This window comes from Chromohalobacter sp. HP20-39 (assembly GCF_033052815.1).
Classification (GTDB): domain Bacteria; phylum Pseudomonadota; class Gammaproteobacteria; order Pseudomonadales; family Halomonadaceae; genus Chromohalobacter.
Genome location: NZ_JAWHTP010000703.1, coordinates 1 through 270 on the forward strand (window position 1 = coordinate 1; position 270 = coordinate 270).

General features: G+C 61.1%; 1 protein-coding gene. It reads right to left on the minus strand.

The features are described 5' to 3' along the window. Positions 1-48: 48 nt before the first annotated feature. On the minus strand, positions 49-270 hold a 222-nt coding region (locus tag RVY79_RS19770), incomplete at its 5' end, for a hypothetical protein (protein ID WP_317466269.1).

Sequence of the window (270 nt, forward strand, 5' to 3'; positions counted from 1 at the left end):
CGCGACCTTGCCTTCAACCTGTCCTGCCATGTCCTCTCCAAACGTTTCTTATCGGATCACCGTCGGGCCCTGATCCGGCGCCGCGACGTCGAGGACACGGAATTGCACACGTTCGGTGCCTTGCCAACGGTCGACTGCAAGAGAGCCCGCCACGTGCAATTGCTGACCGCGATTTTGCGTCAAGGCGCTGCCGAGCTTCTGTCCGATGGAGCGGAATGCGATACCGTTGACGATGGACCCGTCGCCGGACTTGAAGCGCAGCCGCAAATG